Here is a 25,836-nt window from a genome sequence, read left to right as displayed (position 1 = left end):
GGATAACGCGGAGAATTGCACGTGGGGAGATCGCAATCTGCGGCGGATGACCTGCTAGTGGGGCTATCGCGACGATGCTGATCCAACGCAAAGTTCGCGGCGCGCCTTTACCTGCTCACTTCGAGTTCCTTCTCCTCCCCGTCCCTTCCGCCAGTCGCGACCACCAGTCCTTCGGCGAAGCAACCCATGGCAGGCTGCGCCACAGGTCCGGAACGGGCAGCATGTCTATCGCCTCAATGAGCGGCTTCTGCGGCACGTTCGTGTAGTGCCTGCTCATGTCAGTAGCGGCATGGCCTAGTATCTGATCCTTGATGTGCGGATGAACGCCGGCAATCACTAGGCCAGTCGAAACCGTGTGGCGGCCGGTGTAGGGCGACACGTCCTTGATGCCGCTTCGCCGCCTGGCACCGTTGATGGCCGTCTTCAGACCGCCTCCGCCTTCCTGCACTTCCGTGTATGGCTTGCCCCGCGGCGTCCGAAACAAAGCACCGCCGTCCTTGGCACGCTCGACCAGTGGCCCAAGCCACTCACACAAAAACGAATGCAGGGGCACGCCGCGCGGCTCGCCGGTCTTCGACGATCGCACTACAAGCCAGCGGTTCTCCAGAGACACGTCGTCTGCGGTGAGCGCGAAAGCCTCGATCGGCCGCAGTCCGGTATAGAATAGAGCCGTCATGATCATTGCTGGCGCTGGGCTCATGGCTGCAACGAACCGCGCGGCTAGCTCGTAGTCTACTGGCCTGGTGCCGCTTCTTGACGACCTAGCTCGCACTAAGGTGGCACCTCTGGGCTTTCGAGGGCGACGCCATTTGCGAACGTCTGCCCAGTTATTCCCGGCGGCATGGTTCCACACAGCAATGAACGGAGTATAGAACTGGCGATTGCGCGTTTGAGCCTGCGCGTTCGGGTAAAGTTTGCGCGCCGCCTCGTCTAAATCGTTCTGGGTGATGTCCTTTAAGCGCTTGCTGGAAAATCGGTCAAGGAGACTGTTAACAAACCGCGGCGGTGCTCCCGTCAGAAGATATGAATCTAGAGCATCTTTGAAGGTCTTCGTAGCTTTGATGCCCCAAGTTTGTTCATCCAGAAGGCGGCTTTCTTCCCGGATTCGAAAAATCTCAGCGCGCTCGCGATCGTAAAGCTTGGTGCTTTTATAGACGTGCTGGCCACACACTGTCCCCCGTATCCACCAAATGCTGCCACGTCTCACAAGTTTGAGGGTCACGATTTGGTCTGTCTGGAGATCCCGTTCGCTTCCTGATCCTGCTCTTCCCGCTTCTTTAGAACGGTCTTACGCGGACCTTTCCATTGCCCGACCCGATCAACCCCGCTCGCAACTCCCGGAAAGTGCCCATCCAGGTTCAAATACTTGCGATAGAAACTCCTTACCAGCGGTACCGGGCGGCCGCCGTGGAACTTATCCACTCCGGGAAATCCTGGCTTTGCAGATAAAATCGGCAGACTTTCCTTTGCCCATTTAGCGGCTCGCTCTCTACCGACTATCGCGATTGCAATCTCCTTGTCGGTCGCGAAGAGCGGCAGGTGATCGAGGGCATCACAATCGAAGGGGCGTGAGCTTGGTTTTTGCATATTATGGCCATTGATCCGAACCGGTCTACCGTGCCACGACTCCACTGCGCATATCAAGCGATTGAGAAATATACGATTCCACCCATCTATTTCTGTTCGTGGGAAGCCGGAATATGCTCCTCAGCAATTGCTTGATAGAGGTTGAACAAAGCCGTTTGTGCCTCTGAAGCCAGCCGGTACCAATCCGGATTGGCGAGTACGGCGGGATGCTCGCAAAGGTGACGATCTACCGAATCCATGAAGATGGATGCTCCTTCCATAGCCTCATGGCAGCCGAAGCTGCCGGGACCAAACGCCTTGGTAAGTTCTTCTGGAGTCATCTCCCGGTCGTCGGCAGCCTCCTTCAATCGCTCCAGCCGGAACGCCTCGGTTTCCTTTAGGGTGAAGGAAACGCGGGGTTGGAAACTCGCGCCGCGCATAAGGCATCTTTCCTTTCGCCTGGACTTGTGGCTGGCACCATCTTCCGAAGAGATGAAGTGTTCAAGCTTCGCCATCGCCTGGTCGGCCAGGGCGCCACGCCCACCAAGGTAGTGGGCGTCAAGAATTGCTTCGACATCGCGCAAGCTGTGGCCCGTGATGGAGGCGATTTCAGCATTGTTGCAGCCGGCGAGGGCAAGTCGCGTTACTGCTGTGCCGCGGAGGTCATGGAAATTCAGCTTTTCTTCCTTGTTGGTGGGGAGTCCGGCCTTTTTGTAGGCGGCAGACCAGCTCGCCCGAAACCCATCTTCCGTCCAGGGGCGCCCTCGTGTGTTGACGAGTATAGTCGAGGCGTCTTTGCCGCGCATGTCCACAACCTTGGGATTTTTCTTTGCGCGCTCAGCCATTGCGGCATTGAGCAACACTCGAAGCGGCTCGCCAACAGGGACGGTGACGCGTGCACCCGTCTTTCCCTGGCGAACGCGCAGTCTCTTGCCGTCGTAGGCGTTCCATGTAGCGCGCAATAGGTCACCCTCACGCTGGCCGGTCCATAGCGCCATCATAAGCGCCATGCGGATTGGTGCGCTTGCTACGGCAAGCACGGCGTTGATGTCGCCTTCCTGCCATACCTTTTCGGCGCGGTCGGCCTTATAAAGCCTGCGGCCGCGTTCGCAGACGTTCACCTTAATGCGCCCATTGTCCTTCGCCACGGATAGAACGCGCGCCAAAGTCACCCACGCGTAGTCCGCGGTACGCGGCTTGTCTGCCATGGTGTCGCGCCACTTCTTGAAGTGCCCTCTGGCCTCTGGGTCTTGCAGCTCCTGAATGTTCATTAGCGCGATGTCGTCTGCCTCTATCAACTTTAAATAGCGATCGTAGCCGCGCTTCGATTTGTCAGATAGCTTCTTGTATTCGGATGAATCGCGAAATTCATCTACGAGGAGATGAAGGTTCTGCGGACGGATCGCCCTGACACTCGCCACAGCCCGCTCATATGCCGGCCACAATCGATCGTCGACGACCGTAAGTGCTCGGCCATCTAAGTCAAAAAGACGTGGCCCTCCTCGCCAAGCATAAAGGTACGTGCGTGTACTTCCGTCGGCGAGGCGCTTGGTCGCTTTCGCTATGCCCTTTGGTTTTTGAGAACGTGATGACTTATTGAACATGGCAGACTCCGCATTGGCCGCAACGATGAGCACAGCGGTGCGGAGGGGTCAAAGCGGGATTGCACAGCAACAAGCGGTAAGTGGCTGCCTGGAATTTCGCCTATTGGCGGGATTGGAGGCGAACTCCGGGACCGCCAGATGTGGTTTCGCCATCCGCCAGGAAGATGATGCCTTGGGCTTCAAACGCCCGGCGAAGAACATCTAGCGTAGCGTGCTGCGGCGCCGATTTGCTGCTTTCAAAGTTCCGAATGGTGGCGTTGCCAATTTTGGCCGCCTCAGCAAGCTGCTGCTGTGACCAGTCTAGGAGTGCCCGTGCGGCACGGCATTGTGCAGGTGTCATCATAAGCAAGTTGTAGCATGGTGGAGATAAAAGCGCTAGCGATAGCGAATATCGCTTGCATTGGCGTTAATAGTCGCTTATCGCTACCTCTATCGAAATTCGCTAGAGGAGACAAAAAACATGCTCAACACAGTAGCTGACAACCGCACAGCCCTCCGCGACCGCCTCGCCGAAATCGGCACCGCGCTGGAGCCACAAATTTGCGACCTTGCCCGCAAGGCGCTTGTCGCGGACGCATTCATCCAGATGGTGATGAAGGATTTTCAGGCACACGCCGATTCCGGCGCCAGCGGCGCCTCCATTCTGACAGCGATGGACAACGATTTCGAAGCACTGGAATCGCTGGTTATTGATCTCAACCACATGGCCCACGATCTGCGGTCGGCATACGATACAGACAGCGCCGAGAAGCCGGCATGAACAAGGCGCGCCGTCGATTCCTCCGATGGTACCTGTTCGGCCTGCAGGAAGGCGGGTGTTTCTATTGCGGCGAGCCAATGAGCCTAAGCTTCTCGCGCCGTGATAACATGTGGGGTAATTCCGCCACTCTCGAACACCTGCAGCGCAGGGCGGATGGAGGGGGGGGACACGCGGCGCAACATTGTTCTGGCGTGCCGCGAGTGCAACCAGCGGCGCGGCGAGATGGATCCGGAGACCTATCGCGCGTTGCGGGGCGATCGGCGGATGACGTAAGATCAATTGCGCGGCCAATCGCCATGCGTGACCCATGGAACACCCGCCGCGCGTGCCCCTTTCGTCGAGAGGCGGGAGGGGTTTTCGTCCGTGCGCTTGCAATAAATTGCGGGTATCAAGAGACTTCACCAGACTTCGAACAAGACGGATTCTACGAAGTTGAAAACGTGGGGCAGCAAAGGCCAAGCCGATCCCCTTGTGGACGCCATCGCAGCGCGCGCCGTCCTGCGAGACGCGTATTTGGCAGGCCGTGACTTGCGCGACGCAATTAACGGCCAAAACCTTCAACGAGTACGGATAGCCTGGGTTACCTCGCTGACGCTACTTCGTTCCGTGGGGCACGTTCTAGCGAAGGTCGATTCCAGTCGTTCAAAGTGGATTGCCCAAGCGTCAGATCAGCAGTTTGCGGCGCTGAAGGCGGCACGCTTCGAGAATGTTATCTTTTGGGAGTTTGTCGAAGTTGAGCGTAATCTTGTACTGAAAGAATATGCCTCATCGATCATCGATCAAACTAGCGAACCAGAATACGGGTTGCGGCATGGGCTTGTCCTGAGAGACATTCTGATCGGAATTGACCTATACACTCCGCAAGCTGCAAGCGAAGCGGCGCTATCATGGTGGGAGCAATACCTCGAACGAGTCGAGTCACTCGCTACCAATATGCGGCACTCGTCCAAACGCAGGAAGAGGCGGAGCCCGGCCAGGACTGATAGGCTGAGTTAGATTAGGAAACAGATTGGGAAAAGCCTAGCGCGTTGAGAAAATCGTATGTGATTTCAACGCGCTTCGCAGGAAAATGGCTCCCCGGGCCGGATTCGAACCAGCGACCAACCGGTTAACAGCCGGTTGCTCTACCGCTGAGCTACCGGGGAATGCCTTTGCTCTGCCGTGTGGCGAGCCTATAGCAAACAGATTCGGGCTTTGCAAAGCGAGTTTCTGTAATTTTTTCACATGGAGGAAAGCAGAGGCTCGCAATCCGCGCCGGTGCGCCACATATGGGTGACCACCACCGGTCCCTCAAGGCACCAAAGCGAAGGTCTCGGGAGCCGGGACAGAGGAAGCATGCAGCAGAACGATGCGTCGCACGACGATACGAAAAAGGGCGGGGCCGGCGAAAGGGCGCATCACCACATCGCCTTCGCCGGCCGGCGAATTCGCATGCCGCAATCCCGCATCGCACGAATTCTGATCGGCTCCGCTCTGGTGGTGCTCGGCCTCTTCGGCTTCCTGCCCGTTCTCGGCTTCTGGATGGTGCCTCTCGGCCTCTTCATCCTCTCCTACGATGTGCCATCCATAAGGCGGCGGCGCAGGCGCCTTGAGGTCTGGTGGCACAAGCGGCGCCAGAAGAAGACCGGCAAATCCTCCTCGTAATCCCGATTCGCCGAGAAGGCGCTCGCTCTCGGGCCTTTCCAGGGGCGACCGTCGCTGCGGGGAGCCTTCCGGCCTGTTGCTCTGCGTCCCCTACGGCAATTTTTCGAGCGTGGGCGGCCGATTTATGGAAGCTGTTAACCTTCACATTTTATTGCCGGAGAGGACATTCGCTGCGAACTTCCGAGTCTTCACGTCATGCATTTTACCCGGACAAATTTTTCGACTGCAGCACTGCGCCACGACCGCCGGACCGAGTTGCCGGAGGGGCGCGCGCAGGACGCGTCACTGGACCAAACCCAGGCCGGCAGCGCCGGCTTCTCCCGCCGTCAGGAAGCACCGGTACCGCTGGCCGTGACGGGAGGAACGATGGGGAATTTCGGCCGGGGCGGGATTGGCTCCACACGCAAGGGCGTGGACGCCACGCCCCCCGCGAAATCTTCGCAAGCAGGTTCGGAACGGCCTTTCGAAGACGAGCCGTGGCAGAACCACTTCTACCTTGCGCCCAATGTCCGCTTCACGCGCACGCCGGAACGCGAATTCATGAAGCGTCGCTCTCCCTCCGAAGAGCAGAAGGAGACCGCTTCCGGCCCGCAGGAAGCAGCCGGTCGGCGGGAAGAAGGTCGCCCGACAGCCGAGACTGCCGTCAGCGAAATGGCCGCGAGGACGGGGAGGCAAGTCGAATCGGCCGGCCTGCCGACAATCCCGTATCCGTTTGGATCGGTGCTTCATCTCGGGCTCGATGCGCAGATGGCCGAGGCACCGGTCGCAGCCGGATATATCTCGACCAAGACGGATCCTGGCACCTCCGGCGTGCGGGCAGCGGAACGGCAAGCCGAGCCCGCGGGCAAGGCCGGAGCGGCACGAGAAGCCGGCCCCTTGTCCTATCTTTCCGATCATGCATTCTTCGATCTCATGCCTTTGACGGTGCAGGAGGCTCCAGTCCCTGCGCCCGTGGCGCACCCTTCCAGGGCCGAGGAATGGCCCCGGGCGGCGTTGCCGGCGTCCCTGAGCGCACCCGCTGCGCCAGCGCCGGCGAAAGCCGCGATGGCGATCCCTTCAACGGAGGTCACCAACCGCTTCCGTATCATCGAATGCCGCACTGCCGTGGATGCCGAGCCGCAGGAGATGGAAGATGCCCGGCCGACGCGAGTCCCGGCCGATGAGCCCTCTCAGGCAGGTGAAGACATGCCGCAGAGGGAGCGCGCGGAAGTGGCACCGGCAAATGACGATCGCCACGTCGCCCCGGCGGGCAAAGTGCTTGCGTTCTCGCCGCCGCCGGCAAGCCGCTCTCCCCTTGCCGTGTCTGCGACGCGGCGGCCTGCCGCCGACGGTTCCTATGAGTTTCCCTCCGCCGATCTCCTGCAGAACCCGCCGGAAGGGCAGGGCTTCTACATGACCCAGGAACAGATCGAGCAGAATGCAGGACTCCTGGAGAACGTGCTCGAGGACTTCGGCGTGCGCGGCGAGATCATCCATGTGCGCCCCGGCCCGGTCGTCACCCTTTACGAATTCGAACCGGCGCCCGGCGTGAAGTCCTCGCGCGTCATCAATCTGGCGGACGACATCGCCCGCTCCATGTCGGCGGTGTCGGCGCGCGTGGCGGTGGTTCCCGGCCGCAATGTGATTGGCATCGAACTGCCCAATGCGTCGCGCGAGACGGTCTATCTGCGGGAGCTGATCCAGGCGAACGACTTCCGCAGGACCGGCTACAAGCTCGCGCTCTGCCTCGGCAAGACGATCGGCGGCGAGGCAGTGATCGCAGAGCTCGCCAAGATGCCGCATCTGCTGGTCGCCGGCACCACGGGCTCCGGCAAGTCGGTCGCCATCAACACGATGATCCTTTCGCTCCTCTACCGGCTGAGGCCGGAGGAATGCCGGCTGATCATGGTGGATCCCAAGATGCTGGAACTGTCGGTCTACGACGGAATCCCGCATCTCCTCACGCCCGTGGTGACCGATCCGAAAAAGGCGGTCACCGCGCTGAAATGGGCGGTCCGCGAGATGGAGGACCGCTACCGCAAGATGGCGCGGCTCGGCGTGCGCAACATCGACGGCTACAACCAGCGCGCCGCCTCGGCGCGCGACAAGGGTGAGCCGGTGCTCATCTCCGTGCAGACCGGTTTCGACCGTTCGACCGGCGAGCCGGTCTACGAGGAACAGGAGATGGATCTCGCCCCCATGCCTTATATCGTCGTGATCGTCGACGAGATGGCCGACCTCATGATGGTCGCGGGCAAGGAGATCGAGGGTGCCATCCAGCGCCTTGCCCAGATGGCGCGCGCGGCGGGCATCCACCTTATCATGGCGACGCAGCGCCCGTCGGTCGACGTGATCACGGGTACCATCAAGGCCAATTTCCCGACGCGCATCTCCTTCCAGGTGACCTCCAAGATCGACAGCCGCACGATCCTCGGCGAACAAGGAGCCGAGCAGCTTCTGGGGCAGGGCGACATGCTGCACATGTCCGGAGGCGGACGCATCGTGCGCGTGCACGGCCCGTTCGTTTCCGACGAGGAGGTGGAGCAGGTGGTGGCCCATTTGAAGACGCAGGGACGCCCGGAATATCTGGAAACCGTCACTGCGGATGAGGAGGAGGAGCAGGCGCCCGAGGAGGACGGCGCGATCTTCGACAAGGGCGCGATTGCCTCCGAGGACGGAAACGACCTCTATGACAAGGCCGTCAAGGTGGTGCTTCGCGACAAGAGGTGCTCGACATCGTACATCCAGAGGCGGTTGGGCATCGGCTACAACCGTGCGGCATCCCTCATCGAGCGCATGGAACAGGAAGGGCTCGTGGGCAAGCCCAACCATGTCGGGAAACGCGAGATCCTGATCGGCAGCCGGGACGTTGCCGCACCGCCCAGCGATGATATGGATTGATACGCGGGTATCACGCGTGCGATTTCAACAAAAAAGGCGCTGCGGTCCAGCGCCTTCATCGCATGTGGCAATTGGAGGCCTCGCCCGGAATCGAACCGGGGTGCAAGGATTTGCAGTCCTCTGCGTAACCACTCCGCCACGAGGCCCTGTCGCTTCGGAACGACGGGAGGTTCAATAGGTTGCGCCGATTGCGGCGTCAAGCAGCGACCGCTCGTTCTGAACGATTTCCTCTACCGTTCCAGACATCCCGTCGGTTCGGAGTTCACCTCATGTGCTTTAGTGCCCGACCGGCCACAAGGTCTGCAGGACTGTGCGAAAGATGGGCGAAGTTCCGCCCGGATAACAAAAACTTGCACCGATCGGAAATTCTGCTCGCTCTCTCGAGAGAGGAACATGCGGCATTCTCCGGGGTTCGCCGAGATGCCGTGCGCGTCGCCGGTGGCTTCCCAATCAGAGGAGAGCAAGATGTTCTTTCGCACCAACCAGTTCCAGTACAATGCCAAGCCGGACCGGCCGGACCCCCTTTATGCAAAGAAGCTCCAGGAGGTGCTCGGCGGCCAGTGGGGCGAAATCAGCGTGATGATGACCTATCTGTTCCAGGGCTGGAATTGCCGCGCGCCCGCGAAGTACCGTGACATGATCCTCGACATCGGCACCGAGGAGATCGCGCATGTGGAGATGCTGGCGACCATGATCGCCAGGCTTCTGGAAAGCTCTCCCGTGGAGGCGCGTGAAGATGCCGCCAAGAACTCGGCGGTTGGTGCCGTGCTCGGCGGCTCGCGGATTGAGGATGTGATCGTTGCCGGCATGAACCCGCAACATGCCATCGTTTCCGGGCAAGGAGCCACCCCGACCGACAGCGTCGGCTATCCCTGGACCTCCCGCTATACGATCGCTTCCGGCAATCTTCTCGCGGATTTCCGCTTCAATGTTACGGCCGAATCCCAGGGGCGGCTGCAGGTCTGCCGCCTTTACGAGCTCACGGATGACCCCGGCGTGCGCGACATGCTTTCCTTCCTGATCGCGCGCGACACCATGCATCAGAACCAGTGGCTGGCCGCCATACAGGAACTGGAAGCAGACGGACTCGACGCTACGCCGATTCCCCAGAGTTTCCCGCAGGAGCGCGAACTGTCGGAGGTGGCCTACCAGTTCTGGAACTGCTCCGGAGGAACGGAGAGCGAGGCGGGCCGTTGGGCGAGCGGCCCGACGCCCGACGGAAAGGGCGAGTTCGAATATCTGGCCGATCCGAAACCCATGGGCGAGGTTGTTGAAGAACTTGGGCAGGGCGATCCGCTGATGCATGGGACGCCGAAGAAGCCGATGCCGCCCGCCGCGTCCTGAGAGGGAAACCCCTCCCGACGGAGAAAAAAGGCGGGTGCACGCGAGGAGGAACATTCTTCCTGTCTTTTCGTTCAGCCAAACCGGCAGCCGCGTCTGCCGTGTTTCGGCCCAGGACAGCGATGACTTCTCAGACCTTGCGCCCGCCTTCCGACCACAAGCTCACGAGCGCGCTCAGGCACAACATCGAGGCGATCGAAAGGCGGCGCGCGAGGGATGCCGCCGAGGCGACCCTTCAGGAGCGGATCGCCGACGCGATCACCCGTTTCACCGGGAGCATGCGGTTCGTCTATCTGCACCTGGCCGTCTATGGGAGCTGGATTCTCTCCAATCTCGGTCTGATACCCGGCGTGCCGCGGTTCGATCCCAGCTTCGTGATGTTGGCGATGGCGGCCTCCGTCGAAGCGATTTTCCTGTCGACCTTCGTGCTCATCAGCCAGAACCGCATGGCCGCGGCGGCCGATAAGCGCGCGGATCTCGACCTGCAGATCAGCCTCCTGACCGAGCACGAGTTGACGAAGCTCTCCGAGATGGTCGCCGCCATCGCCGACCGGCTGGATTCGAAGGCGCTTCCGGATACGGAAGTAAGCGAGATCGGAGCGGACATCGCGCCCGAGGCCGTGCTGGATGAAATAGAGGCGAACAGGCGGAAGGCGAAAGAGGAGAAAGGGAACCGTTGATCGCCGGCGGATGCGCCGCCGCTAATCGCGCCTGACGATGATGGGCCGGTAGACGACGACGGGATCGGGGTCCCACCGGTCGAATTCCGCCATGCGGTAGCGCCGCTCCGCGCGCCGGTCGAGATCGATGCGCTGCAGGCATTCGGCGAACGCATCCGTTCCGGGGCGGAAGCCGTAGGAGCGGCAGTTCTCCTCGTCGAGCGCGCGCTGCTCTTCAGGCGTGATGGTCGCGCAGCCCGCCAGACCGGCCGCGAGCATCAAGCAGGGAATGGTCAGCGGGCGCATTCGAAGCCTCCGATCGCAGGCACTTTACATCCGGTTCGGGCCGCTTCCAAGCAGCGTGGGGAACGCCCCGCGCATGGCGGAAGTTCCTAGAACTGCCTCGTAAGAAGGAAGACGGCGCCCTGGACGAGGGCAAAGACGACACCGCCTGCGACAATGAGGGAGATCGCGGCGAGGATCACGCCGAAGATGGTCCAGACGCCGTCGCGGCCGAGAATCCCGAAGGAGAACACCGAGATCGACAGCGCGGGCAGCATGTTGCCGAGCGGTACGGGCAGGAGGAGTATGATCGCGAGCAATAGGCAGATGGCGCCGATCGCATGTTCGGCCGTGGCGCCCGCGAGGAGCGGGAGGCGCGGGCGAAGCAGTCGCTCGGCCCGGCGCAGCCAGGGGCCGGCGCGCTCCATGAAAGCGGCGAAATCCGTGCGGCTTACCGATCGTCCGCCGATGAACCTCGGAAGCCACGGGCGCTGCCCGAGCATCAGCTGCGCGGCGAGATAGACCAGCGGCAGCCCCAGGAGGCCGGAAGTCCCCGGTGGCATCGGCAGGGCGTTGGGGAGCGCGAAGACGAGCATGAGGGCGCCGAACGCGCGATCCTCCATGGCAAGGAGCAGATCCTCGACCGAGATGCGCTCGCGCGTGGCGTCGTCCGCCATCGCCTGCAGCAGCCGCGAGAAGCGGCGCGGCGCGGCGCGCCGGCCCGGCGGATTGGAAAGATCGTCCGAACGCAGGCTGTCGAGCATTCTCCACGTCTCGTTCGAGATGTCCCGGTCGCTCTCCTTAGCCGGTTTCAGCGACCTGATTGTGACGGAACGGCCACCGGTTCCTTCCGGCGTCCGATGCGGCGACCCGCTCCCGAACGAGCCGGCACCGCGCAAGCTCGCTTCACGGACTGCCCGTCCCGCGTTGGCCGCGGCGGCGCAACCCGGCCGCAGGCAGGATCGCCCTCCAGTCGGCATCCCTGTGAGGGTTCGCACCGAGAAGGGGCTTGTTTTTTGCGGTCTTTGTCGTTAATCGCCCCGCAACTGAAACCAAACCATGCCGCCCAAGGGAATTTGAGATGGCCAAAGGTAAATTTGAGCGTACGAAGCCGCATGTGAACATCGGGACGATTGGTCACGTTGACCATGGGAAGACGTCTCTGACGGCAGCGATCACGAAGTTTTTCGGCGAGTTCAAGGCCTACGACCAGATTGACGCTGCGCCTGAGGAGAAGGCGCGCGGGATCACGATCTCGACGGCGCATGTGGAATACGAGACGGAGAACCGTCACTATGCGCATGTGGACTGCCCGGGGCATGCCGACTACGTGAAGAACATGATCACGGGCGCGGCGCAGATGGACGGTGCGATCCTTGTGGTGTCTGCCGCCGACGGCCCGATGCCGCAGACGCGCGAGCACATCCTTCTTGCCCGGCAGGTTGGCGTTCCGGCGATCGTGGTGTTCCTGAACAAGGTGGACCAGGTGGACGATCCGGAGCTTCTGGAGCTTGTGGAGCTGGAGATCCGCGAGCTTCTGTCGAAATACGAGTTCCCGGGCGACGACATCCCGATCATCAAGGGTTCGGCTCTTGCGGCGCTCGAGGATTCCAACAAGGAGATCGGCGAGGACGCGGTTCGCGCGCTGATGAAGGAAGTGGACGCCTACATCCCGACGCCGGAGCGTCCGATCGACCAGCCGTTCCTGATGCCGATCGAGGACGTGTTCTCGATTTCGGGCCGCGGCACGGTTGTGACGGGCCGTGTGGAGCGCGGCGTGGTGAAGGTTGGCGAGGAGGTCGAGATCGTCGGCATCCGGCCGACCTCGAAGACGACGGTGACCGGTGTTGAGATGTTCCGCAAGCTGCTCGACCAGGGCCAGGCGGGCGACAATATCGGGGCGCTTCTGCGCGGCGTGGACCGCGAGGGGTGGAGCGCGGGCAGGTTCTTGCCAAGCCGGGTTCGGTGACGCCGCACACGAAGTTCAAGGCGGAGGCCTACATCCTGACGAAGGAGGAGGGCGGGCGCCATACGCCGTTCTTCACGAACTACCGTCCGCAGTTCTACTTCCGCACGACGGACGTGACGGGCATCGTGACGCTGCCCGAAGGGACGGAAATGGTGATGCCGGGCGACAATGTGACGGTGGACGTGACGCTGATCGTGCCGATCGCCATGGAGGAGCGCCTGCGCTTCGCCATCCGCGAGGGCGGCCGCACCGTCGGGGCGGGGATTGTTGCTTCGATCACCGAGTGATCGAAGCTGATCCGGTTGCACCGACCGGATTCAGGGATTGCAAAACGCGCATGGCGCGTTTTGCGGCAGGCGCCGGAATCATCGCACGCATCACCGAGTGATCCTGCAACATTCTCGACCTGAAGGGCGGCTTCGGCCGCCCTTTCTTTTTGCGGTTGATGCGTGCGACGACATTTTCCATATGAGAAGCTTCAGAGCAGGTGGACAGCGGCACAGAAGGCCAGAAATAGACTTGCAGGCAGTGCAAACAGGCTCTAGAAGGCGGGCTCGACACGGGCTTCAGAGCCTGGGAATAGGGGTATAGCTCAGTTGGTAGAGCGGCGGTCTCCAAAACCGCAGGTCGGGGGTTCGAGCCCCTCTGCCCCTGCCACTCTCCATTCCTGCCCAACCGCGATGCCGTCAAAAGGCACTTGCGCGTCGAGGGAATCGGAACTATGTAGGGCACAAGCAAACGGTGCGTGGAGCTGGGGAGCAGCTTTACGCGCCCTTGTCGTATGTGCAGAAATTGGTGATTCGTTTGATCCGATTCGCATCACGGCCGGGGCATAGCCGTCACAGGACCAGGGTTTTCCCTGGATGCTTCAACAAAAAAGAGCGATAGATGGCCTCTAGGACCACGAACCCTTTTATTTTTTTGCAGCAGGTGCGGTCGGAGACAGCGAAGGTGACCTGGCCTTCGCGTCGGGAGACGCTGATCTCGACCGCCATGGTGCTGGCTTTTGCTGCTTTGGCCGCGATCTTTTTCTTTGCCGCTGACCAGGTGATGGCGTGGGCAATCGAGCTGATCCTCGGGATCGGCGTCTGAAGTCGTCCGGCAGGGAAGGAGTTATTTTTAGATGGCGCGTTGGTATATCGTCCACGCTTATTCCAATTTCGAGAAGAAGGTCGCTGAATCGATCGAGGAGCAGGCACGCCAGAAGGGGCTTTCTGGCCTGATCGAGCAGGTGGTCGTGCCGACCGAGAAGGTCGTCGAGGTCCGCCGAGGCCGCAAGGTGGATGCCGAGCGCAAGTTTTTTCCGGGTTATGTGCTGGTCAAGGCCGATCTGACGGATGCCGTGTTCTCGATGATCAAGAACACGCCGAAGGTTACGGGCTTTCTGGGCGATGCCCGCCCGGTGCCGATCACGGAAGCCGAGGCCGAGCGCATCCTGACTCAGGTTCAGGAAGGCGTGGAGCGCCCCAAGCCCTCCGTTACTTTCGAGATCGGCGAGCAGGTGCGCGTGTCCGACGGCCCCTTCGCCTCCTTCAACGGCTTCGTGCAGGAGGTGGACGAGGAGCGCTCGCGCCTCAAGGTGGAGGTTTCGATCTTCGGGCGCGCCGTGCCCGTGGATCTGGAGTTCGGTCAGGTCGAGAAGTCCTGACCGGCTGTTCCGGTTTCCGGAGCAAACCGGTGGAAGGGGTTGGTCGCGTAGCCGGCGACCGTGGGCTCCGTACCACCAGACTGCAACCGCCGCGGCATTTCCCTCTGAAAAGGGGGCCGGCATGACGACAAGGCAGATGAGAGATGGCTAAGAAGATTGCAGGCCAGCTCAAGCTTCAGGTCCCCGCGGGGTCGGCGACGCCGTCGCCGCCGATCGGTCCTGCGCTTGGTCAGCGTGGCATCAACATCATGGAGTTCTGCAAGGCATTCAATGCGCAGAGCCAGGAGATGGAGAAGGGTTCGCCCATCCCGGTGGTCATCACCTACTACCAGGACAAGTCCTTCACCTTCACCATGAAGACCCCGCCGGTGAGCTACTTCCTGAAGAAGGCGGTGAACCTGAAGTCGGGATCGAAGGAGCCGGGCAAGCAGTCCGCCGGCCAGATCTCGCGCGACAAGGTGCGCGAGATCGCCGAGGCGAAGATGAAGGACCTGAATGCGAACGACGTGGATGCCGCCATGCGCATGGTGGAAGGTTCCGCCCGTTCCATGGGTCTCGAGGTGGTGGGGTAACGAGAGATGGCCAAGATTTCCAAGCGCGTGGCCAAGAGCCGCGAAAATCTCGACCGTAGCCGCTTCTATGCCCTCGAGGAGGCGGTGAAGGTGTTGAAGGAGCGGGCGACCGCCAAGTTCGACGAGACCATCGAAGTGGCGATGAATCTCGGCGTCGATCCGCGCCATGCCGATCAGATGGTGCGCGGCGTGGTCAACCTGCCGAACGGCACGGGCCGCTCGGTGCGTGTGGCCGTGTTCGCCAAGGGCGACAAGGCGGACGAGGCGAGGGCCGCCGGCGCCGATGTGGTCGGCGCGGAGGACTTGGTGGAGACCGTGCAGAAGGGCGAGATCAATTTCGACCGCTGCATCGCCACGCCGGACATGATGCCGTTGGTCGGCCGTCTCGGCAAGGTGCTCGGGCCACGCGGCCTGATGCCGAACCCGAAGGTCGGCACGGTGACGGCGGATGTGGCTGCCGCCGTGAAGGCTTCGAAGGGCGGCGCCGTCGAGTTCCGCGTGGAGAAGGCCGGCATCGTTCATGCCGGCGTGGGCAAGGCGTCCTTCGACGAGAAGGCGATCGCGGAGAACATCCGCGCGTTCGCCGATGCGGTCGTGAAGGCCAAGCCCGCGGGCGCCAAGGGCAACTACGTGAAGCGCGTCGCACTCACCTCGACCATGGGCCCGGGTCTCAAGATAGATACCTCGACCCTGGCGGTGTCTTAAGATTCGCGGGGAGGGACGTCCTCCCCGCCACATTCGGGCCGGAAACGGCCCGGATCCGGAGGGAAACCTCCGGACATCCTGTCCGAGATTGCAGGCGGCTCGCCTTAATTCTGATGAAGGGCCTGCATGAGACGGGTAAGACCCGGACAAAAGCTTGGGACATTCCCAGGCCGATGAACGGTTCGAACCGTGTTTGCCTTTTGTCTGATCGCCGGCTTGAAAACCGGCATGGCGAAAGGGGGCAGGATCCTCGAGCGTCGTTCGGGTGATCCCTAACCGGAAAGCCCGGCGGCAAAAGGCAACCCGGCGCAGCACTTCGCGTGAGGCGCCGTTAACTGGAGAAGGCAGTGGAAAGAGCGGAAAAGCGCGAATTCGTCACGAGCCTGAATCAGGTGTTCGAAAGCACCGGATCGGTCGTCGTGGCACACTATGCCGGTCTCACCGTCGCGCAGATGAACGACTTCCGGTCGAAGATGCGCGCGGCGGGCGGGAGCGTCAAGGTCGCGAAGAACCGTCTCGCCAAGATCGCTCTTCAGGGTACCAAGTCCGAAGGCATTCAGGCCCTTTTCGAGGGCCAGACGCTGATTGCCTATTCGGATGATCCGGTTGCTGCTCCGAAGGTCGCAAGCGATTTCGCCAAGGGCAATGACAATCTCGTCATTATCGGCGGCGCGATGGGCGCGACCACGCTCGACGCCGACGGCGTGAAGGCTCTTGCCTCGCTGCCGTCGCTGGATGAGCTCAGAGCAAGGATCGTCGGCATGATCCAGACGCCGGCAACCCGGATCGCCCAGGTCGTCAACGCACCGGCAGGCCAGCTTGCCCGCGTCGTTGGTGCCTATGCCCGGAAGGACGAGGCGGCGTGAGGCCGTTCCTCGGAACCAGAACCAACACTGTTCGAACTGTGAAGGAAATGAAAAATGGCTGATCTTGCGAAGATCGTTGAAGACCTTTCGAGCCTGACCGTCATCGAGGCGGCCGAGCTTTCGAAGATGCTGGAAGAGAAGTGGGGCGTCTCCGCGGCGGCTCCGGTGGCTGTGGCTGCGGGCGGCGGCGGCGCGGCTGCTCCGGCGGCGGCTGCCGAGGAGAAGACCGAGTTCGATGTCGTCCTGACGGAAGCCGGTGCCCAGAAGATCAACGTGATCAAGGAAGTGCGCGCGATCACCGGTCTCGGCCTCAAGGAAGCCAAGGATCTGGTCGAGGGTGCGCCGAAGCCGGTCAAGGAAGGCGTGTCCAAGGACGAGGCCGACAAGCTCAAGGCCCAGCTCGAAGGAGCCGGCGCCAAGGTCGAGCTGAAGTAAGTAAGCTCCGCAGGCTCCGCGGGCGGATTTTCCGCCCGCGGAGCCAAAGCGGAAAAGGTGAAGGCGAAAACCTCTTTCCTGAGGGCCGGAAACGGCTTTTAGGAAACGGGTTTTTTGCCCGTTTAGAATGGCCGCTCGAAGCGAGCGGTTCGTGGCAGGCAAGCGGCAGGCAAGGAGCGACGATGGCCCAGACCCAGACTTTTAACGGTCGCAGGCGCGTACGCAAGTTTTTCGGGAAGATTCCGGAAGTTGCGGAGATGCCGAACCTCATCGAGGTTCAGAAAGCATCCTATGACCAGTTCCTCATGGTCGAGGAGCCCCAAGGCGGGCGCCCGGACGAGGGGCTGCAGGCGGTTTTCAAGTCCGTGTTCCCGATCTCGGATTTCGCCGGAACGGCGATGCTCGAATTCGTGAAATACGAGTTTGAAGCCCCGAAATTCGATACCGAAGAGTGCCGTCAGCGCGATCTCACCTATGCGGCGCCGCTGAAGGTGACGCTGCGCCTCATCGTGTTCGATCTCGACGAGGACACGGGTGCGAAATCCATCAAGGACATCAAGGAGCAGGATGTCTACATGGGCGACATGCCGCTCATGACGGATAACGGCACCTTCATCGTGAACGGCACCGAGCGCGTGATCGTCTCGCAGATGCACCGGTCTCCGGGCGTCTTCTTCGATCACGACAAGGGCAAGTCCCATTCGAGCGGCAAGCTGCTCTTCGCCGCCCGCGTCATTCCCTATCGCGGTTCCTGGCTCGACATCGAGTTCGACGCCAAGGACATCGTTCATGCACGCATCGACCGCCGGCGCAAGATCCCCGTTACCTCGCTGCTGATGGCGCTCGGCATGGACGGTGAGGAGATCCTCTCGACCTTCTACAACAAGCTCACCTTCATGCGCGACGGTGACGACTGGCGCGTGCCGTTCTCTGCGGAGCGTTTCCGCGGCATGAAGGCCACCGCCGACGTCATCGATGCCGATTCCGGCGAGGTGGTGCTGGAAGCCGGCAAGAAGATGACCGCCCGCATGGCGCGCCAGCTTGCCGACAAGGGGTTGAAGGCGATCCGCGCGACGGAGGACGATCTTCTCGGAAATTATCTCGCCGAGGACATCGTCAACATGGAGACGGGCGAGATCTTCCTCGAGGCCGGCGACGAGATCGACGACAAGACGCTCAAGGTCCTGCTCGAGACGGCCACGGACGAGGTGCATTTCCTCGACATCGACCACGTCAATATCGGCGGTTACATCCGCAACACGCTGGTCGCCGACAAGAACGAGACCCGCCAGGAAGCGCTGTTCGACATCTATCGCGTCATGCGCCCGGGCGAGCCGCCGACGCTCGAGACGGCCGAGTCCATGTTCCACTCGCTGTTCTTCGATCCGGAGCGCTACGACCTTTCGGCCGTGGGCCGGGTCAAGATGAACATGCGGCTAGAGCTCGACTGCCCGGACACCGTGCGCGTGCTGCGCAAGGAAGACATCGTGGCCGTCGTGAAGACGCTTGTCGAACTGCGTGACGGCAAGGGCGAGATCGACGACATCGACAATCTCGGCAACCGCCGCGTGCGTTCGGTGGGCGAGCTCATGGAGAATCAGTATCGCCTGGGGCTGCTCCGCATGGAGCGCGCGATCAAGGAGCGCATGTCCTCGATCGAGATCGATACGGTCATGCCGCAGGACCTGATCAACGCGAAGCCGGCGGCCGCCGCCGTGCGCGAGTTCTTCGGCTCGTCCCAGCTCTCGCAGTTCATGGACCAGACGAACCCGCTGTCGGAGATCACCCACAAGCGGCGCCTGTCGGCGCTTGGCCCTGGTGGTCTGACCCGCGAGCGTGCCGGCTTCGAGGTGCGCGACGTGCACCCGACGCATTACGGGCGCATCTGCCCGATCGAGACGCCGGAAGGCCCGAATATCGGCCTCATCAACTCGCTCGCCACCTTTGCCCGCGTGAACAAGTACGGCTTCATCGAGACGCCGTACCGCAAGATCGTCGACGGCAAGGTGGCCGAAGAGGTGATCTATCTCTCGGCCATGGAAGAGGCCAAGCACTATGTGGCCCAGGCCAACGCGCAGCTCGACGAGGAAGGCCGCTTTGCCGACGAGTTCGTGGTCTGCCGCCACGCCGGCGAGGTGATGATGGCCCCGCGCGAGAACGTGGATCTGATGGACGTCTCCCCGAAGCAGCTCGTTTCGGTGGCCGCGGCGCTCATTCCGTTCCTCGAGAACGATGACGCCAACCGCGCGCTGATGGGCTCGAACATGCAGCGTCAGGCCGTGCCGCTCGTGCGCGCCGAGGCGCCCTTCGTGGGCACGGGCATGGAGCCGGTCGTGGCGCGTGACTCGGGCGCCGCCATCGCAGCCCGCCGAACGGGCATCGTCGACCAGGTGGACGCGACCCGTATCGTTGTCCGCGCGACGCAGGACGTCGATGCCTCGCAGTCGGGCGTCGACATCTACCGGCTGCAGAAGTTCCAGCGCTCGAACCAGAACACCTGCATCAACCAGCGGCCGCTGGTGCGCGTGGGCGATCAGGTGAACAAGGGCGACATCATCGCCGACGGTCCGTCGACGGATCTGGGCGATCTGGCGCTCGGCCGCAACGTGCTCGTGGCCTTCATGCCGTGGAACGGCTACAATTACGAGGACTCCATCCTGCTTTCCGAGCGCATCGTGCGCGACGACATCTTCACCTCGATCCACATCGAGGAATTCGAGGTGATGGCGCGCGACACGAAGCTCGGGCCCGAGGAGATTACGCGCGACATTCCGAACGTGTCGGAAGAGGCGCTGAAGAACCTCGACGAGGCGGGCATCGTCTATATCGGCGCCGAGGTCCAGCCGGGCGATATCCTGGTGGGCAAGATCACGCCCAAGGGCGAAAGCCCGATGACGCCGGAAGAGAAGCTTCTGCGCGCCATCTTCGGCGAGAAGGCATCCGACGTCCGCGACACCTCCATGCGCATGCCGCCCGGCACCTACGGGACGGTGGTCGAGGTCCGCGTCTTCAACCGCCACGGCGTGGAGAAGGACGAGCGCGCCATGGCCATCGAGCGCGAGGAGATCGAGCGGCTCGCCAAAGACCGCGACGACGAGCAGTCGATCCTCGACCGCAACGTCTACGCGCGCCTGTCGGAGATGCTGATCGGCACGGAAGCGATCGCCGGGCCCAAGGGCTTCAAGAAAGGCACTGCGCTGACGGCGGAACTTCTCGACGAGTATCCCCGTTCGCAATGGTGGCAGTTCGCCGTCGAGGACGAGAAGCTCCAGAGCGGGCTCGAAGCGTTGCGTGCCCAGTACGACGAATCCAAGAACGCGCTGCAGCAGCGCTTCATGGACAAGGTCGAAAAGGTGCAGCGTGGCGACGAGATGCCGCCCGGCGTCATGAAGATGGTCAAGGTCTTCGTGGCGGTGAAGCGCAAGATGCAGCCGGGAGACAAGATGGCCGGCCGTCACGGCAACAAGGGCGTCGTGTCCAGGATCGTTCCCGTCGAGGATATGCCGTTCCTCGAGGACGGCACTCATGTGGACATCGTCTTGAACCCGCTGGGCGTCCCTTCCCGCATGAATGTCGGGCAGATCCTGGAGACGCATCTCGGCTGGGCCTGTGCGGGCATGGGCCGGCAGATCGGTGAACTGATCGACGCCTACAAGGAGCAGGGCGATATCAAGCCGCTCCGGGCGAAGATCGAGACGCTGATACCGGACAATGACCGCAACGAGCCCGTCCGCCAGTACGATGACGAGAGTGTGATCCGGCTGAGCGAGCAGTTGCGCCGCGGCGTCTCCATCGCCACGCCCGTCTTCGACGGCGCGCATGAATCCGACATCAACCGGATGCTGGAGGAGGCGGGTCTCGAATCGAGCGGACAGGTGACGCTCTATGACGGACGCACAGGCGAGTCGTTCGACCGCAAGGTGACCGTGGGCTACATCTACATGCTCAAGCTGCACCACCTGGTGGACGACAAGATCCACGCCCGTTCCATCGGCCCGTACTCGCTCGTCACCCAGCAGCCGCTGGGCGGCAAGGCGCAGTTCGGCGGTCAGCGCTTCGGCGAGATGGAGGTCTGGGCCCTGGAGGCTTATGGCGCGGCCTATACGCTGCAGGAGATGCTCACCGTCAAGTCGGACGACGTGGCTGGCCGCACCAAGGTCTATGAGGCCATCGTGCGGGGCGACGACACCTTCGAGGCAGGCATCCCGGAAAGCTTCAACGTGCTCGTCAAGGAGATGCGGTCTCTGGGGCTCAATGTGGAGCTCGAGAACTCGCGCCTCGACACGCCCCCGCCGGCGCAACTGCCTGAAGCAGCCGAATGACGACATACCGGCACGCCGCGGCTTTGTCCGCGGCGTGCAAGACCCCTGATGGCAGGGCTCCGAGACGGAACGAGGCAATTTTGCCGTCCGGCAGCCGCCATCGCATTGTGATCAAGGGACGCGAAGTCCCGCAAAGGAGATCGGCATGAACCAAGAGGTCATGAACCTGTTCAACCCTCAGGCGCCGGCACAGACCTTCGATTCCATCCGGATTTCGCTGGCCAGTCCCGAAAAGATCCTGTCCTGGTCCTACGGCGAGATCAAGAAACCGGAGACGATCAACTACCGTACCTTCAAGCCGGAGCGTGATGGCCTGTTCTGCGCGCGCATCTTTGGTCCCATCAAGGACTACGAGTGCCTGTGCGGCAAGTACAAGCGTATGAAGTACAAGGGCGTCATCTGCGAGAAGTGCGGCGTGGAGGTCACGCTCAGCCGCGTGCGCCGTGAGCGCATGGGCCACATCGAGCTTGCCGCCCCGGTCGCGCATATCTGGTTCCTGAAGTCGCTGCCGAGCCGCATCGGCACGCTGCTCGACATGACGCTCAAGGACATCGAGCGGGTTCTCTATTTCGAGAACTACATCGTGACCGAGCCGGGCCTGACGGCGCTGAAGGAAAACCAGCTCCTCTCTGAAGAGGAGTACATGATGGCCATCGACGAGTATGGCGAGGACTCCTTCACCGCCATGATCGGCGCGGAGGCGATCCATCACCTGCTGTCCAGCATGGAGCTGGAGAAGATCGCCGGCGATCTGCGCTCGGAGTTGGCATCGACCACATCGGACCTGAAGCAGAAGAAGCTTCTGAAGCGGCTCAAGGTGGTCGAGAACTTCATGGAATCCGGCAACAAGCCGGAGTGGATGGTCATGAAGATCATACCGGTCATCCCGCCGGACCTGCGCCCGCTGGTGCCGCTCGACGGCGGCCGTTTCGCGACGTCGGATCTCAATGATCTCTACCGTCGCGTCATCAACCGCAACAACCGCCTGAAGCGGCTGATCGAGTTGCGCGCGCCGGGCATCATCATCCGCAACGAGAAGCGCATGCTGCAGGAAGCCGTCGACGCGCTGTTCGACAATGGCCGCCGCGGCCGCGTCATCACGGGCGCCAACAAGCGCCCGCTGAAGTCGCTCTCCGACATGCTCAAGGGCAAGCAGGGCCGTTTCCGCCAGAACCTGCTCGGCAAGCGCGTCGACTATTCGGGCCGCTCCGTCATCGTGACGGGCCCCGAGCTCAAGCTGCATCAGTGCGGCCTGCCGAAGAAGATGGCGCTCGAGCTCTTCAAGCCCTTCATCTATGCGCGCCTTGATGCCAAGGGATACTCCTCGACCGTCAAGCAGGCGAAGAAGCTGGTGGAGAAGGAGAAGCCGGAAGTCTGGGACATCCTCGACGAGGTGATCCGCGAGCATCCGGTGCTGCTCAATCGCGCCCCGACGCTGCACCGCCTGGGAATCCAGGCCTTCGAACCCATCCTGATCGAGGGCAAGGCGATCCAGCTTCATCCGCTCGTCTGCACCGCCTTCAACGCCGATTTCGACGGCGACCAGATGGCCGTGCACGTGCCGCTGTCGCTCGAGGCTCAGCTCGAAGCCCGCGTGCTCATGATGTCGACCAACAACATCCTGCACCCGGCTTCCGGCGCACCGATCATCGTGCCGTCGCAGGACATGGTTCTGGGGCTCTACTACCTGTCCATCATGAACCAGAACGAGCCGGGCGAGGGGATGGTGTTCGCCGACATGGGCGAATTGCACCATGCGCTGGAGAGCGACGTCGTCACGCTGCACACCAAGATCAAGGGCCGGTTCAAGACCGTGGATGCGGAGGGCAATCCCGTCTCCAAGATCTACGAGACGACGCCGGGCCGCATGATCATCGGCGAGCTTCTGCCGAAGAACCACAATGTCCCCTTCGACATCTGCAATCAGGAGCTGACCAAGAAGAACATCTCCCGGATGATCGACACGGTCTATCGCCACTGCGGGCAGAAAGAGACGGTGATCTTCTGCGACCGCGTGATGGCGCTCGGTTTCAGCCATGCCTGCCGGGCCGGTATCTCCTTCGGCAAGGACGACATGCTGATCCCCGACACGAAGGTGAAGCTGATCGCGGAGACGGAGGCGCTCGCCAAGGAGTACGAGCAGCAGTACAATGACGGCCTGATCACGCAGGGCGAGAAGTACAACAAGGTCGTCGACGCCTGGGCCAAGTGCTCGGAAAAGGTCGCCGACGAGATGATGAAGCGCATCAAGGCGATCGAGTTCGACGACAATGGCCGTCAGAAGCCGATGAACTCGATCTACATGATGTCGCATTCGGGCGCCCGCGGTTCGCCGGCACAGATGCGCCAGCTTGCCGGCATGCGCGGCCTGATGGCCCGTCCGGACGGCTCCATCATCGAGACGCCGATCATCTCGAACTTCAAGGAAGGCCTCACCGTGATGGAGTACTTCAACTCCACCCACGGCGCGCGCAAGGGCCTTGCCGACACCGCGCTCAAGACGGCGAACTCGGGTTACCTGACGCGGCGTCTCGTCGACGTGGCGCAGGACTGCATCGTGGTCACGCCCGACTGCGGGACCGAGAAGGGGCTGACCATGCAGCCCATCGTGGATGCGGGCCAGGTCGTCGCCTCCATCGGCCAGCGGGTGCTGGGCCGTACCGCGCTTGAGGATGTGGTGAATCCGGCTACGGGCGAGGTGATCGTTTCGGCCGGCCGCCTCATCGACGAGCGCGACGTGGAGGCGATCGAGGCCGCCGGCATCCAGACCGTGCGCATCCGCTCCGCACTTACCTGCGAGATGCGCACCGGTGTCTGTGCCGTCTGCTACGGGCGCGATCTGGCGCGCGGCACGCCGGTCAATATCGGCGAGGCCGTCGGCGTCATCGCCGCGCAGTCGATTGGCGAGCCGGGAACCCAGCTCACCATGCGCACCTTCCACATGGGGGGCACCGCGCAGGTGGTTGACCAGTCCTTCCTCGAGGCATCCTTCGAGGGCACGGTGAAGATCCGCAACCGCAACGTGGTGCGCAACTCGGACGGCCACCTGGTCGTCATGGGCCGCAACATGGCGGTGCTGATCCATGACGAGGCGGGCGCCGAGCGTGCCTCGCACCGCGTCGCCTACGGCTCGCGCCTCTATGTGGACGAGGGCGACAAGGTGAAGCGCGGCCAGCGCATCGCCGAATGGGATCCGTACACCCGCCCGATGCTGACCGAAGTGGAAGGCACGGTGGCCTTCGAGGATCTGGTGGACGGTATGTCGGTGCAGGAGACGACGGACGAATCCACCGGCATCACCAAGCGCGAGGTCATCGACTGGCGGTCCACGCCGCGCGGTTCCGACCTCAAGCCGGCGATCACCATCCTCGATTCGAAGGGCAAGGTGGCCAAGCTCGCGCGTGGTGGCGATGCCCGCTTCCTGCTCTCGGTGGAGACGATCCTGTCGGTGGACTCGGGCGCCAAGGTCAGGCCGGGTGACGTCATCGCCCGTATCCCGACCGAAAGCGCACGGACAAAGGACATCACCGGCGGTCTGCCGCGTGTGGCCGAGCTCTTCGAGGCGCGGCGTCCGAAGGACCATGCCGTCATCGCCGAGATCGACGGCACGGTGCGATTCGGCCGCGACTACAAGAACAAGCGCCGCATCATCATCGAGCCGCATGACTCGACGCTGGAGCCGGTGGAGTATCTCATCCCGAAGGGCAAGCCGTTCCATCTTCAGGACGGCGACGTCATCGAGAAGGGAGACTTCATCCTCGACGGCAACCCCGCGCCGCACGACATCCTGGCGATCAAGGGCGTGGAGGCTCTGGCCTCCTACCTCGTCAACGAGATCCAGGAGGTCTACCGGTTGCAGGGCGTCTTGATCAACGACAAGCACATCGAGGTGATCGTTCGCCAGATGCTGCAGAAGGTCGAGATCACGGCCCAGGGCGACTCGACCTACATCCCCGGTGATCACGTGGATCAGGTCGAGTTCGACGAGGTCAACGATCGTCTGGTGGAAGAGGGTAAGAAGCCTGCGGAGGGCCAGCCGGTTCTGCTCGGCATCACCAAGGCCTCGCTGCAGACGCCGTCCTTCATCTCCGCCGCCTCCTTCCAGGAGACGACGCGTGTTCTGACCGAGGCCGCCGTGGCGGGCAAGATCGACACGCTGCAGGGGCTGAAGGAGAATGTCATCGTCGGCCGCCTCATCCCGGCGGGCACCGGCGGCGCCATGGCGCAGATCCGCCGCATCGCCCGCTCGCGCGACGAGCTGATCCTCGATGAGCGGCGCAAGGAGTCGGGCGCCGAGACGGCCGAGCCGATGCTGACCGATATGAGCCGGGCGGGCGCTGCCGAGTAACACCGCCTCCTTCTGGGACTGAAGAACCGCCGGGCCATGTCCCGGCGGTTTTTATTCTACCGCCTCATGATCTATCGGCGGTTGTCTGTCACTGTGAGTGACGCAACGCTACGGGGCCGCGACGGACGCGGTCCCGCTGCGAAAAGACGCTTCTGCTGAAATCGGGGAAGGTGGCTTCGGGCTCGACATCGACAACGTCGAAGCGGTGAGTCGAGGGGCCGGCGGTGGCCGGCAA

The 25,836-nt window shown here is 62.3% G+C and carries 20 protein-coding genes, 3 tRNA genes and 1 pseudogene; 15 read left to right on the top strand and 9 right to left on the bottom strand.

Features of this window, described 5'->3' with window-relative positions; all coding sequences use genetic code 11:
- Positions 1–115 precede the first annotated feature (115 nt).
- The 4 genes from PVE73_RS14605 to PVE73_RS14590 form a co-directional block, all read right to left on the bottom strand.
- Positions 116–1,171, bottom strand: a complete 1,056-nt coding sequence (locus tag PVE73_RS14605) for a site-specific integrase (protein WP_346772369.1) — start codon at positions 1,169–1,171, stop codon at positions 116–118.
- A gap of 47 nt (positions 1,172–1,218) precedes the next feature.
- Positions 1,219–1,587: a hypothetical protein gene (locus PVE73_RS14600; protein WP_277362944.1), complete on the bottom strand. Its 369-nt coding sequence runs from the start codon at positions 1,585–1,587 to the stop codon at positions 1,219–1,221.
- 86 nt (positions 1,588–1,673) lie between these two features.
- Positions 1,674–3,170, bottom strand: coding sequence for a tyrosine-type recombinase/integrase (locus PVE73_RS14595; RefSeq protein WP_346772368.1), 1,497 nt, complete (start codon positions 3,168–3,170; stop codon positions 1,674–1,676).
- Between the two features lie 100 nt (positions 3,171–3,270).
- A complete protein-coding gene (locus tag PVE73_RS14590; protein WP_346772421.1) occupies positions 3,271–3,510 on the bottom strand; it encodes a helix-turn-helix transcriptional regulator in 240 nt (79 codons plus the stop codon).
- A gap of 120 nt (positions 3,511–3,630) precedes the next feature.
- On the opposite strand from PVE73_RS14590, the gene PVE73_RS14585 reads away from it, so the two are divergent.
- On the top strand, positions 3,631–3,930 hold the full coding sequence (locus tag PVE73_RS14585; protein ID WP_277362942.1) for a hypothetical protein: 300 nt from the start codon (positions 3,631–3,633) through the stop codon (positions 3,928–3,930).
- 1,070 nt (positions 3,931–5,000) lie between these two features.
- Here the strand turns inward: PVE73_RS14585 and PVE73_RS14580 are convergent.
- A tRNA-Asn gene (locus PVE73_RS14580) sits at positions 5,001–5,075 on the bottom strand.
- Positions 5,076–5,361: 286 nt separating this feature from the next.
- Between PVE73_RS14580 and PVE73_RS14575 the strand changes: the two genes are divergently transcribed.
- Positions 5,362–5,574: a hypothetical protein gene (locus PVE73_RS14575; RefSeq protein WP_277367464.1), complete on the top strand. Its 213-nt coding sequence runs from the start codon at positions 5,362–5,364 to the stop codon at positions 5,572–5,574.
- A gap of 195 nt (positions 5,575–5,769) precedes the next feature.
- Positions 5,770–8,454, top strand: coding sequence for a DNA translocase FtsK (locus PVE73_RS14570; RefSeq protein WP_277362941.1), 2,685 nt, complete (start codon positions 5,770–5,772; stop codon positions 8,452–8,454).
- Positions 8,455–8,526: 72 nt separating this feature from the next.
- Here the strand turns inward: PVE73_RS14570 and PVE73_RS14565 are convergent.
- Positions 8,527–8,600: transfer RNA gene (locus PVE73_RS14565), tRNA-Cys, on the bottom strand.
- Positions 8,601–8,919: 319 nt separating this feature from the next.
- On the opposite strand from PVE73_RS14565, the gene PVE73_RS14560 reads away from it, so the two are divergent.
- Together PVE73_RS14560 and PVE73_RS14555 are read left to right on the top strand one after the other, a co-directional pair.
- Positions 8,920–9,798, top strand: coding sequence for a manganese catalase family protein (locus PVE73_RS14560; RefSeq protein ID WP_277362940.1), 879 nt, complete (start codon positions 8,920–8,922; stop codon positions 9,796–9,798).
- A gap of 119 nt (positions 9,799–9,917) precedes the next feature.
- The gene (locus tag PVE73_RS14555) at positions 9,918–10,475 is read left to right on the top strand and encodes a DUF1003 domain-containing protein (RefSeq protein WP_277362939.1); all 558 of its coding nucleotides are present in this window, start codon (positions 9,918–9,920) and stop codon (positions 10,473–10,475) included.
- 21 nt (positions 10,476–10,496) lie between these two features.
- Here the strand turns inward: PVE73_RS14555 and PVE73_RS14550 are convergent, their stop codons facing one another.
- Positions 10,497–10,760: a hypothetical protein gene (locus PVE73_RS14550; protein WP_277362938.1), complete on the bottom strand. Its 264-nt coding sequence runs from the start codon at positions 10,758–10,760 to the stop codon at positions 10,497–10,499.
- 86 nt (positions 10,761–10,846) lie between these two features.
- The gene (locus tag PVE73_RS14545) at positions 10,847–11,500 is read right to left on the bottom strand and encodes an exopolysaccharide biosynthesis protein (protein ID WP_277362937.1); all 654 of its coding nucleotides are present in this window, start codon (positions 11,498–11,500) and stop codon (positions 10,847–10,849) included.
- 317 nt (positions 11,501–11,817) lie between these two features.
- On the opposite strand from PVE73_RS14545, the pseudogene tuf reads away from it, so the two are divergent.
- Positions 11,818–12,992 (top strand): annotated as a pseudogene (tuf, locus tag PVE73_RS14540) (elongation factor Tu).
- Here the strand turns inward: tuf and PVE73_RS14535 are convergent.
- The gene (locus tag PVE73_RS14535) at positions 12,982–13,173 is read right to left on the bottom strand and encodes a hypothetical protein (RefSeq protein ID WP_277362936.1); all 192 of its coding nucleotides are present in this window, start codon (positions 13,171–13,173) and stop codon (positions 12,982–12,984) included. The pseudogene tuf and the gene PVE73_RS14535 overlap by 11 nt on opposite strands.
- 113 nt (positions 13,174–13,286) lie before the next feature.
- On the opposite strand from PVE73_RS14535, the gene PVE73_RS14530 reads away from it, so the two are divergent.
- The 9 genes from PVE73_RS14530 (at position 13,287) to rpoC (ending at position 25,601) form a co-directional block, all read left to right on the top strand.
- Positions 13,287–13,362: transfer RNA gene (locus PVE73_RS14530), tRNA-Trp, on the top strand.
- A 231-nt stretch (positions 13,363–13,593) separates the two neighbouring features.
- Complete coding sequence (secE, locus tag PVE73_RS14525; RefSeq protein ID WP_277362935.1) at positions 13,594–13,797, top strand: preprotein translocase subunit SecE; 204 nt, start codon at positions 13,594–13,596, stop codon at positions 13,795–13,797.
- Positions 13,798–13,828: 31 nt separating this feature from the next.
- Positions 13,829–14,353, top strand: a complete 525-nt coding sequence (gene nusG, locus PVE73_RS14520; protein ID WP_277362934.1) for a transcription termination/antitermination protein NusG — start codon at positions 13,829–13,831, stop codon at positions 14,351–14,353.
- A gap of 143 nt (positions 14,354–14,496) precedes the next feature.
- Positions 14,497–14,925 carry a 50S ribosomal protein L11 gene (rplK, locus tag PVE73_RS14515; RefSeq protein WP_277362933.1) on the top strand — a complete coding sequence of 143 codons (429 nt, stop codon included), beginning with the start codon at positions 14,497–14,499 and terminating at the stop codon, positions 14,923–14,925.
- A 6-nt stretch (positions 14,926–14,931) separates the two neighbouring features.
- A complete protein-coding gene (gene rplA / locus PVE73_RS14510) occupies positions 14,932–15,630 on the top strand; it encodes a 50S ribosomal protein L1 (protein ID WP_277362932.1) in 699 nt (232 codons plus the stop codon).
- Positions 15,631–15,977: 347 nt separating this feature from the next.
- Positions 15,978–16,496 carry a 50S ribosomal protein L10 gene (rplJ, locus tag PVE73_RS14505; protein ID WP_277362931.1) on the top strand — a complete coding sequence of 173 codons (519 nt, stop codon included), beginning with the start codon at positions 15,978–15,980 and terminating at the stop codon, positions 16,494–16,496.
- A gap of 54 nt (positions 16,497–16,550) precedes the next feature.
- Positions 16,551–16,931, top strand: a complete 381-nt coding sequence (rplL, locus tag PVE73_RS14500; RefSeq protein WP_277362930.1) for a 50S ribosomal protein L7/L12 — start codon at positions 16,551–16,553, stop codon at positions 16,929–16,931.
- 182 nt (positions 16,932–17,113) lie between these two features.
- Positions 17,114–21,253 (top strand): DNA-directed RNA polymerase subunit beta, encoded by a 4,140-nt coding sequence (gene rpoB / locus PVE73_RS14495; protein ID WP_277362929.1) that lies wholly within the window; start codon positions 17,114–17,116, stop codon positions 21,251–21,253.
- Between the two features lie 145 nt (positions 21,254–21,398).
- Positions 21,399–25,601 carry a DNA-directed RNA polymerase subunit beta' gene (gene rpoC, locus PVE73_RS14490; protein WP_277362928.1) on the top strand — a complete coding sequence of 1,401 codons (4,203 nt, stop codon included), beginning with the start codon at positions 21,399–21,401 and terminating at the stop codon, positions 25,599–25,601.
- The last annotated feature ends 235 nt before the right edge of the window (positions 25,602–25,836 follow it).

This window comes from Chelativorans sp. AA-79, assembly GCF_029457495.1.
Classification (GTDB): Bacteria; Pseudomonadota; Alphaproteobacteria; order Rhizobiales; family Rhizobiaceae; genus Chelativorans.
This window is presented reverse-complemented; position numbering and strand designations above follow the sequence as displayed.